Annotated in this window: 7 protein-coding genes; 4 read left to right on the forward strand and 3 right to left on the reverse strand. The window is 63.2% G+C overall.

Annotation, left to right across the window (positions count from 1 at the left end; genetic code table 11):
- The first annotated feature begins 187 nt into the window (after positions 1-187).
- From MHX52_RS09095 to MHX52_RS10395, 3 genes are all read left to right on the forward strand, one after another.
- Positions 188-1,969 (forward strand): dynamin family protein, encoded by a 1,782-nt coding sequence (locus MHX52_RS09095; protein ID WP_239317831.1) that lies wholly within the window; start codon positions 188-190, stop codon positions 1,967-1,969.
- On the forward strand, positions 1,970-3,442 hold the full coding sequence (locus tag MHX52_RS09100) for a GTPase (RefSeq protein ID WP_239317832.1): 1,473 nt from the start codon (positions 1,970-1,972) through the stop codon (positions 3,440-3,442).
- A gap of 84 nt (positions 3,443-3,526) precedes the next feature.
- Positions 3,527-5,611: an Hsp70 family protein gene (locus MHX52_RS10395; RefSeq protein WP_304504286.1), complete on the forward strand. Its 2,085-nt coding sequence runs from the start codon at positions 3,527-3,529 to the stop codon at positions 5,609-5,611.
- Positions 5,612-5,723: 112 nt separating this feature from the next.
- Here MHX52_RS10395 and MHX52_RS09110 read toward each other — a convergent pair whose 3' ends face one another.
- Together MHX52_RS09110 and MHX52_RS09115 are read right to left on the reverse strand one after the other, a co-directional pair.
- Positions 5,724-6,299: an RNA polymerase sigma factor gene (locus tag MHX52_RS09110; RefSeq protein ID WP_239317834.1), complete on the reverse strand. Its 576-nt coding sequence runs from the start codon at positions 6,297-6,299 to the stop codon at positions 5,724-5,726.
- A 13-nt stretch (positions 6,300-6,312) separates the two neighbouring features.
- On the reverse strand, positions 6,313-6,873 hold the full coding sequence (locus MHX52_RS09115) for a hypothetical protein (protein WP_239317836.1): 561 nt from the start codon (positions 6,871-6,873) through the stop codon (positions 6,313-6,315).
- 312 nt (positions 6,874-7,185) lie between these two features.
- Between MHX52_RS09115 and MHX52_RS09120 the strand changes: the two genes are divergently transcribed.
- Positions 7,186-8,757, forward strand: a complete 1,572-nt coding sequence (locus MHX52_RS09120; protein WP_239317838.1) for an AMP-binding protein — start codon at positions 7,186-7,188, stop codon at positions 8,755-8,757.
- Between the two features lie 44 nt (positions 8,758-8,801).
- Here MHX52_RS09120 and serB read toward each other — a convergent pair whose 3' ends face one another.
- On the reverse strand, positions 8,802-10,154 hold the full coding sequence (gene serB / locus MHX52_RS09125; protein WP_239317840.1) for a phosphoserine phosphatase SerB: 1,353 nt from the start codon (positions 10,152-10,154) through the stop codon (positions 8,802-8,804).
- Positions 10,155-10,766 lie beyond the last annotated feature (612 nt).

Below are 10,766 nucleotides of genomic sequence, written 5' to 3' on the forward strand. Positions count from 1 at the left end.
TAAACTCCCGGAAAGTCCATTTATCGGCATACTAGAATGGCATTCTCGCACTACCGTGCACTTGCAGCGCGCTAACCGGACACTACAAAGAAAGGCGATATACACCGTGACCCCCATCCCAAACGCTGCGGGCCGATCCCCCCAGGCAAGCGTCGAACGCGGGGCCACTATCGCCAGGAAATACAAGATGCACGATGCCGCGGATCGTGTGCAGAACCTCGTGAATGCGAAATACCGCACCTCCGCCGTGGTCATCATCGGCGAGGTCAAGCGCGGAAAGTCCTCCCTCGTCAACGCTCTGGTCGGTCGGCGCGATCTGCTGCCGGTGGACGTCATCACCGCCACCAGCGCCCCAATCCGTATCCACACCGAGCCCGACCAGGATCCGGACCAGCCAGTGCTGGCGCGCCTGGTGCGGGGCACGGAGTACGACCCGATCGAGCCCGAGGATCTAAAGAACTGGGTCACCCAGGAGGCCGTGGATGCCATCAACCGCGCGCCGAAAGATAGTAAGGAAGTAGCCTCCCTACCCAGCGCCGCCGAGCTGCTGGTTCCCTACTCTGGCATGGGCAAGGTGACCATCATCGACACTCCGGGCGTGGGCGGCCTGGACGAGCATGCGGTGGCGGCCTCCTTGGCGGAGGCCCGAAATGCCGGCGTGCTGCTCATGGTCTGCGATGCCTCCACTCCGATCACCGCCCCGGAGATGGACATTCTCCGCCGCGCGCGCGAGCAGGTCGGCAGCGTGATCGTGGCCGTCACCAAGACCGATAAGAATGTGCGCCGCTGGCGCTCCATCGTTGCCGACGACCAGCGCCTCATCGCAGAGCACCTAGGCCTGGACATCCCGGTCATTGGAGTGTCCTCGTTGCGGGCTTTGGACGCGGCGGAATCGGCGTCACCAGAAAAAAGAGCACAGATCGAGCAACGATGTGGCGTCGCCGAGCTGCGCCAACAGATCATCGACCACGTGAACTCGCCGGGCAACCTCGGCACGGTGACCGCGCTCGAGATCACCAAGTCGACGATGCACACCATCACCACCGACATCGAGCGCGACATCAAGCTCTACGACAAAACCAGCGATGCAGTCGGCGAACTCGAAGCAGAAAAGCGCAAGCTGGAGGCGTTCCGCGATGCCACCAGCGAGTGGGAACAGCTGTTTATGCGCGACATCCAGCTGAGCCGCAACAAGGTCTCCGCGGCGATGGACGAGGCGCTGACGGACGTAAAGACGCGCTGGACCAATCGCGTCAATGCTGAAGGCATGCGTGTGCTGCGCAGCAAACCGCAGGTATTCACCAGCCAGATCGAGATCGAACTGCGCCAGATCATGGAACAGATGGTGATGGCGATGGTCAGCGAAGTGACCGCCCGTGCCGCCCAGCTATTCCAGGGGCGCCAGGACATGGTGGACCAGGTGCAGCAACAGATCTTCGCAGCACTGGCCCCGCCGAGCTCCCTCAGCCACGATGTGGAGAAGAAAACCACCGGCCTGGTGGATCCGTCGATGCTGACGATGGGCATCGTCGGTGCGGGCGCCCTGACAGTAGTCATCCCCTTCGCCCCCGTGGCCGCAGCCGCCTGGATCGGCGTGAACATGGGCTACCGAGCAATGCGCAACGGCAAGCAACACCTACTTATCTGGCTCCGCGAGACTATTGCGACCACCCGCACCTCCATCAATCGCATGATCGACATTGCGATTACCACCGGTAGGACGGAAATCCTGCTGCGCCACCGCTCCGCAATTCGCCAGGAGCAGCGCAACCTGCAGTCCAAGATCGAATCCGCACAGAAGATCGCCCGCGAATCCGAGGCCCAGCGCAAGCAGACCATCAGCCGGCTGAAGAAGAACCTGGAGATTGTGAACCAGACCATCGAAGAGCTAGATGGGCACCTGGCGGCGCTGAAACGCACCCGGCGCGGGGCGGCGAGCATGGCGGAACACGCGAAGGCGGGGATGTAAATGGAGCAGGGAAATCAGATCCAATCGGCCTCGGCGCATTTGAGCCAGCGCGTCTCCGACCTGACGCTGCTGCTTACGCAGGCCGTCGACGCTTTGGCTGGCGGTTCGCCGGACCTGGCGAGGCACGCCGAACAGCTGCGCCTGATGGTCACCCGCCCGCCGCGCGCGGCCGTGGTCGGCCGCCTGAAGTCAGGTAAGTCCACGCTGGTCAACGCTCTAACAGAGAACCTGATTGCCGCGACCGGCGCCCTGGAGTGCACCATGGCGGTGAGCATGTACCACAACGGTGCGCCTGCCCGCGCCGAGATCCACACTGTCGACGGGCAGGTCATCCGTGTGCCGCTGAACAACGGCCCGCTGAATAACCTCACCGTGCCGGTGAATCAGGTGGACTTTGTGGACCAGTTCCTGCCCAACCGGCGCCTGCAGGAGCTCACTCTGATCGACACCCCCGGCACCGCCACCCTGACCGTCGAGAACGAGGAGCGCACCCGCCGCGTACTCGTCGACGGGCAAAAAGACACGCGCCGCGCCAGCGGTTGGGCCGACTGCCTCGTCTTCCTGTCGGACTCTGCCCCGCGCGAGGACGAGAAGCGGTTCCTCTCCCAATTGGGAATGACGCCCCTAAATACCGTCGGCATTCTTTCCAGAGCGGACTCTTTCGGTTCCGGTGCCTTCGGCCCCATCGATCCGTTGCAGCACGCCCGCCAGCACGCCGACAGCATTCAGAAGCGACTGATGAGCACTGTGCAGCGCACCATTCCGCTCTCTGGCCTGATGGCGGAATCCGCCCTGACGGGCAAGGTCACCGGCGATGTGGCTCGCAACCTAAGCGCACTGGCGCACCTGGACCGCGAAGGCCTGCTGGACCTGCTGGAGGCAGAGGATCCGCGGGAGATCGTGCCGGAGTGCAGCGCCAACATCCGCGACGACCTGCTGGACGTTATGGGCGAGTACGGGGTGTTCGCCGGGCGCCGCATCGCCGCCGAGGGCGGGGCGCCAGCGCTGGTCAAGTGGATGGTGGAGACCTCCGGGGTCTCGGAGCTGGTGCACCTGCTGACTGGCGACATCACCTACTTCGCCGTGCTACAGCGCGCCGCCCGAATGCTGGACGTGCTGGACGACCTGGCCTCCAACCACCCGGACCTGCAGCACGTGCGCTGGGTGCAGTCGGTGACGCTGGCGCAGCCGGGCATGCACTTTGTGATGCTGTACCGCAGCTACCGCAATACTTACGCCTCCACCCCGGATTCGCGCCTGCTGCCGCTGCTGCGGTCCGCCGTGACGGCCGGGCACCCGGCAGAGACCGTGAACCTGCCGCGCGATACTCCGGTGGAACAGGTCCGCCAGGCGCTGGAGGATAAGATCGCCGAAATGCAGCAAATGTCGATGTCCCCACTGTCGGCGGCGGAAGACGAGGCCCGCGAGCGCCTCCTGGGCTCTTTCCAATCAGCCTTACAAGCAACGCACTAAAGGCCAACCGAGGCGCTAAAGTGTAAGCTACTTATGCCTTAAACGCTTTTAAACCCTTAAGTTTTGTCAGGAGCTGTACTTTAAATGACTAACGCATGGCATCTGGCGGTCGACTTCGGTACCTCGAATACGGCTGCCGCTCACCAGAGCCCCATGGGTAGGGAGATCTCCGCCCTTGCGTTGACGCACCGCTCCAACATCATGCCGTCGGCCGTGTTCCTGGATGCCCCGCACGGCGCGCACGCCGCCGCCGACGAGGAGCCCACGCTGCTCAACGGCGATTCTGCCCTCGCCCGTGGCCGCCGCGACCCTTCCCGACTGCTGCTCAGCCCCAAGCGCTACATCGACCACGATGAAGTTCAGCTGGCTGGCCGTAGCCTGCCGCTGACGAAGATCGTCGGCTCCGTGATTGCCACCGTCCTGCGCTCTGGCAAGGCGCAGCACGCCAACCAGGATCCCGAGACCGTTACGCTGACCCACCCCGAAGCGTGGTCGGCGCACTCCGTGGAGCAGCTGAAGCGCAGCGCCGTCGCCGCAGGCGTGCCGGAGCAGAACCTGCGCGTGCTGTCCGAGCCGCGCGCAGCTGCGATCCACTATGCCTCCCAGCAGTCCGTGCAGTCCGGTTCCCACGTGGCAGTGTTCGACTTCGGTGGCGGCACCCTGGATATTGCCGTGCTGCGCGCCAAGGGGGATGGCAACTTCGAGGTCGTGGCCGCCAAGGGCGATAACAGCCTGGGCGGGCGCACCATCGATAACCTGCTCTACCGCTGGGTTCTGGACCAGCTGGAGCACGACGACCCCGACCTGGCAGACTTCGTTCGCTCCGCGCCCATCACCACGGTGCACGCGCTGGAGTCCAGCATTCGGGAGGCCAAGGAGATCCTGTCGGATACGTCCTCAGCTACCATCAGCGTCTCCACTCCCCACGGGGAAACCGACCTGCTGATCACCCGCGACGAGTTCAACAACGTTATCGAGCAGTCGATCATGCGCGGAGTTGAGCTGACTCGTGCGGCGCTGACGCAGGCGGGCGTCGATTCCACAAAGACCCCGATCTACATGACCGGCGGATCGTCGCGCATTCCGTTTGTGCAGGACCGTCTGGGTGAAGTCGGCACCGTCATGACGCTCGACGACCCGAAGACCGTGGTGAGCCGCGGTGCGCTGGCCGCAACCCTGCGCGGGTTCACCGGTGGCGTGAACGGAGCCCAGGGGGCAGGTTCTCGCCCCGGTGCTGCCGGACTAACTGGCGCCGCTGGCGCTGGGCTGGGCGCCGGTGCTGCCTCAGCTGCAAGCCGTTCCGGCCAGTCAAGCCAACCCGGCCAGTCCGGCCCGGCAACTCCGCCCGGAATGCCGCGTGCGGGTCAGGGGCAGAGCCAGGGATCGCAGTCCTACAACACTTCCCCGCAGACCGCTGCCTTCGTGCCCAGCTCGGCGAACGCATACGGCGCCAGCAACTTCGCCAGCGCTCACGCAACGAGCTCCTCGAAGCCGAAGAAGTCCAACACCCCGGTGATCATCACGGCGTGCGTAGCCATCCTGGCGGTCGTGATAGCCATCGGCTTCGTCGCACTGAATGGCGGCGATGACAACGGTGGCGGCGGCAGCGGCGGAGGCGGCAGCAACAGCGATGGTGGTAACCCGCCGTTCACCGAGGCCAACCCCTACACCCCAGCGCGGGAGCCGTACGAGTCGGATATGTACAAGCCCTTGGCCTCCCTGCTCCCGGAGGTCAAGGACTACACTCCGACGAACTTCTACAACCGCATCGATAGCTGCAGCACCAGGCAGGATAAGGCAAGTTTCGCTGGCGCGGCCTACGACGGCATGGATACCAAGATGTACTCCTGCATACCGAGCCGCGATTCCCTCGAGGATCACAAGGATGAGTTCCTCTACAACAACTTCCGGTACACACAGACTGGCGACGATGCGCAGAAGGTCTACGACCACGGAAAGAACTCTGCCGTGAAGGGTCAGACCCTCCAGGAGGCCGGCAATGGTTGGCCGGAGATTATCTTCTACCCCAGCGCCAACTACTCCAGCCCGAACGTTACGGTGTGGTACCCCGAGGAGAAGCTGGTCGTGCTTTCCAACGGCAAGTCTGATGACACCAAGGAAAGCTTCATCGAGATGCTGAAGTTCTACAACCTGATGCCGCAGGACTAGCCCCTCAGCGATCGGCACAAGTTAGAGCCCCACCCACCGAGCAAAGCTTGAACTGCTCGATGTTGTGGGGCTCTTTGCTGTGCTTGTTTGCGGAAGGGCCGTGCCTGACTGTTTATGCGCTGGTGACGCCAGCCTCCACCAGTGCCGCCTTCAGCTTCGCACGCGCGCGATTGATGCGTGACTTAACCGTTTGAATGGGAATCCCTTGGTGGGCGGCGATGTCCTGGTAGCTCATGCCCGTGTATTCGCGCAGGACGATGACTTCGCGGAAGTCATCCGGCAGCTGCGCCAGCGCCTGGCGCACGACCATTGCCGAGGTAACCTGCGAGCCGACTTCCGGGGTCTGCGCGACCTCGTCCACGCCCGCGTCTTCCTCCGGGACGTCCCGGCGGGAGCGCACGATCTGCAGCGCAGCGTTGGAGGCAATGCGGTAGGCCCAAGTGGAGAACCTGGCGCGCCCGTCAAACTTCTCAATGTTCTTCCACGCGGAGGTCAATGCGTTCTGCAGCGCATCCTCCGCGTCGGCGCGGTTGCCGGTGATGGACAGGCAGACAGAGAACATCCTGCCCCATGCCTGGCGCGCTAAACGCGCGAAAGCCTGCTGGTCGCCCTCATGGGCTTTGGCCAGCAGGTCGCGTTCCTCTTCGCGGGTGAGTTCTTTCCGTGCGGCACTAGATCCGTTAGACATTTCTGGCTCCCCCCTACATTCCGCTGAGGTCGGTCAGATCGTCCGGGAGATCATCGCCGTAGTCGTGGCCATAATCATCCTCGCCGTAATCAGTGACGTCGGCGGCGGGATCCACAGCGGGGTCCACAGCGGGATCGGTCACCGGATCAGCGAGGTCGCTCAGATCGTCAGAACCACCCAGATCGTCCAGATCCTCGTGCTCTGCTGCGCCGGTATCCACGTCGTCGCCCGAAGCATCACTGGGGAGGTCCTCCGCCGAGGTGGCGTCATCAACCAAAGAACCAGAATCGTCGAGATCCGCAAGATCAACCTCGTGCGAAGCCTCATCTGCCGAAGGGTCTTCCGCACCTTCCTCCGGGAAGGAATCCAGGTCGGGAATCAGATCCCCCTCGGGCATCTCGGTGTTCGGATCAACGGCGACGTCCAACATCGAGTTGAACAAGTCGTCGAGATCCTGCGCTTCGTTGCCGAACAGTTCCTCCAGCGGGGGAAGAATTGGTGCGTCTGCCTCGGTATCAGCGGATGGGCCAGCCATGTGTCCTCCGTTTTCGATCGAATCACTCTTCGTGCTCATCGTTCACCTCCTTCCACCAGCATCCGCAGAACAACAAAGAACGCACTGAAGCAGATGAACCACTCAAACCTGCTTCAGGACGATTGTGTAATGCGTGCAAGGCGGCGAAAGTTCCCGCGAGTAATAAAAGAATTACCTTAAGAGATTACGCCCGATCTCGCACGCAGTTCAATAGGACGGGCACGAAGTTCAATACCGATTCGCACCATTGGAAAGTTAGCAGGGCGAAACATAAAAAGTAATGTCGGCTAAAGCACATGCCGACTACAGTGGAGGCGAAGAATAACCGCGAACGGATAGGAGCCCGACGCAATGCCCATTAAAAGTGACCGCCCGGACATCGCACTCAGCCCGCTAGGTCTCTACGACTACGTCTTCGGCGACCTCACCACGGAAGAAGAAGACCGCGTCGCCGTCATCGACATCGCCGATGGCTCCGAAACGACCTTCGCGCAGCTGCAGAACTACATCGAGTCCACCGCAGGCTGGCTGGTCAGCAAGGGCATCAAAAAGGGCGACGTGGTGGCGCTGCACCTGCCCAACTCCCTGAACTTCATCGTCGCCGCCTACGGCCTGTGGCGCATCGGCGCTGTCGTATCGCCGCTGTCACTGCTGTCCACGCCGGAGACCGTCACCGCGCAGATTGAGGACTCTGGCGCGAAGATGCTGCTTACTGTTGCCGCGCTTGGTGACGCCTCGTCCCAGGGGGCTAAGGATGCCGGCATCGCAGAAGAAAACATCATCCACCTGGATACCTCCAAGGGCATGCAGCAGATCATGGCAGAGCGCCGCACTGCCCCCGAGGTAGAGATCAACCCGGACGAGGACCTGGCGGTACTCCCCTACTCCTCCGGCACCACCGGCCTGCCGAAGGGCGTGCGTCTGATGCACCGCCAGCTGGTGGCCAACGTGCAGCAGGGCCAGGACATCGACCTGCTGCGCCGGGACGACACGGTGTACGCGGTCCTGCCGTTCTTCCACATCTATGGCCTGACCGCGCTTGTGAACCTGGCGCTGGCGCAGCGTGCCAAGCTGGTTGTGGTGCCGCGCTTCGAGCTGCAGAGCTTCCTGGAGCACCACCAGAAGTTCGAGGTGAACTTCACGCTGATCGCCCCGCCGATCGCCGTGCAGCTGGCAAAGCACCCGATGGTGGATAACTACGACCTGTCGCGTATGCGCGGAGTGTTCAGCGGTGCGGCCACGCTGGATGAAGACCTGGCCCTGGCGCTGGAGAAGCGCCTGGGCATCCACGTGCAGCAGGGCTATGGCATGACCGAGACTTCGCCGCTGGCGCACGCCAACGTCTCCAAGGACATCAACCGCGGCTCCATCGGCAAGCCCTGTGCCAACACTGAGAGCAAGCTGGTGGATCCGGAGACTCTGGAGGAGATCCCGCTGCCCAGCGAGGGCGTATCCGAGGTGGGCGAGCTGTGGGTCCGCGGGCCGCAGATTATGGCCGGTTACCTGAACAAGCCGGAGCAGACCGCCGAGGCGCTGCCGGGCGACGGCTGGCTGCGCACCGGCGACCTGGCGAACTGCGACCCGGAGGGCAACGTCCACATCGTGGATCGCCTGAAGGAACTGATCAAGTACAAGGGCTACCAGGTTCCGCCCGCAGAGCTGGAATCCGTACTGCTGAGCCACCCGGAGATCGCAGACGCCGCCGTGATCGGCGTGCACCGCGCCTCCGATGGCGAGGAACTGCCGAAGGCCTTTGTTGTGGCTCAGCGGGGTTCTGCCCTCAACGAGCAGCAGGTGATGGACTTCGTGGCCGAGCGAGTGGCGCCCTACAAGAAGATCCGCATCGTTGAGTTCGTGCAGGGCATTCCGAAGTCCTCCACGGGTAAGATCCTGCGCCGCGAGCTGCGCGAGCGCGCGGTTTAGAACCGCATTCGCGGATTAGAGCGTGGCCGCCGGGGGGGCGCCAGTTAGTTTTCGACGATCGGCACTCGGCGGTACGTGCCGTCGCGGAGGTCGGCGTCCTCAATCTCGTGGCGAGAAATGCCAAGAATGAACAGCACCTGATCCAGGAACGGGTAGTTCACAGAGGCATCGGCGATCTCCTTGAGGGCGGGCTTCGCGTTGAAGGCGATACCCAGGCCAGCCGTGGAGAGCATATCGATGTCATTCGCGCCGTCGCCAACCGCGACAGTCTGGTTCAGCTGGATGCCGTTGGACCAGGCGAACTCCTTGAGGCTTTCTGCCTTCGCCTGGCGGTCGATGACCGGGCCGATCACGCGGCCGGTGAGCTTGCCGTCGACGATCTCCAGGGTGTTCGCGCGGGCGAAGTCAAGGTCCAGATCGCGGGCTAGTGGCTCGATGACCTGGATGAATCCGCCGGAAACCACGCCAGCCTTGTAGCCCAGGCGCTTCAGCGTCCGAATGGTGGTGCGAGCGCCAGGGGTCAGCTGGATGTCGTGGGCTACCTTCTCCACCACCGCAGCGTCCAGGCCGGCGAGGGCCTTCACGCGCTCGTGCAGGGATTCGGCGAAGTCGAGCTCGCCGCGCATAGCACGCTCGGTGACAGCGGCAACCTCTTCTTCGCGGCCTGCGTAGGCTGCCAGCATTTCGATGACCTCGTGCTGGATGAGGGTGGAGTCCACGTCGAAGCAGATGAGGCGCTTCGCCCGGCGGGCCAGACCCGCACGCTCAATGGCGATGTCCACGCCCACTTCCGAGGTGAGGGTCGCCAGCGCCTTGCGCAGCGGCACGCCGCCACCGGGTGCCGGGTTCGCGACGGTCAGGTTAAGCTCCAGGCCGGTGACCGGGTAGTCCGCGATGCCGGTGATCGTGTCGATATTCGCACCGTAGTCCGCCAGGGTCTGGCCGATGCGGGAGATGTGCGTGGCCGTCAGCGGGCGGCCCAGCACCACCATCACGTGCGTGGAGTGCGGACGGGTACTGGAAAGATTGTCGTCAGCCTCGACGCTGACGCGCATGCCGTAGGAAGCCAGAGTTTCTTTAAGTCCCTCGCCGAGCGGCTCTAGGTCTTCTTGTCCGACGCCCACTAGCGCCGCCAGTGACAGCTTCCCACGAAAGACTGACTGCTCAATGTCGAGGAGTTGCACTCCGTAGGAGGACAGCACGCGGAAGAATGCCGCGGATACGCCGGGGCGGTCGGGTCCGGTAACGGTAATCACGCTGGGGGCGAGGCCTTCCTGCAGCGTGTCCTCGAGTGCGGTCTCGAAGTGCGGGTCGGTGGCCAGGCCAGCTGCGGGGTGGGCAGCAGCGGGCTGGTCGGCGGAAGTGTTGAGGTTGCTGGCGTTATCAGAGGTAGTCACGGGCTATATTGTCCCACTTCCCCGCAAGAAGTGATAACCGAAACTGCATAGCCCCCATTTCAGTTCCCCCGCGTTGCCAAGCTGCCCCACTTATCCCTTTCACCCCACCTGCCACACTTTTCCCGGTACCCAGCCGCTCTGTGCTGCTCTCAACCGACCAAATGTCGCTGAATCGGGATTCTGTGAGAGCAAAATCAGACCCCGCATTTCCCCCGAGCCCCTGACCAGTACTTTTGTCTATTGCAAACTACTCCCATTAAACAGATTCCCGATCTAGCGACATTCTGGGCAATTCCGGGCCCCACCAGCCGACCACCGGCGCACAGATTCCCGATCTAGCGACAATTCAGGCGATTTCGGATCCCACCAACCGGCTACCGGCGCACAGATTCCCGATCTAGCGACATTCTGGGCTATTTCGGACCCCACCAGCCGGTGCGGTGGACAGGAATGCAAGTCAGCGGACAGGTATGCAAGTCGGCGGCCGGAAGGCATGCAAGTCAGCGGGCAGGCATGCAAGCCACCAGACGGCTGCCGACGCAGCGGGCAGGCTGTCGGCGCAGCAGGCTGACGGCCGGCATGCAAGCCCCCGCCAGGCTCTCACCCCAGCCC

It is taken from the genome of Corynebacterium sp. ACRQJ (assembly GCF_022346045.1).
Taxonomy (GTDB): domain Bacteria; phylum Actinomycetota; class Actinomycetes; order Mycobacteriales; family Mycobacteriaceae; genus Corynebacterium; species Corynebacterium evansiae.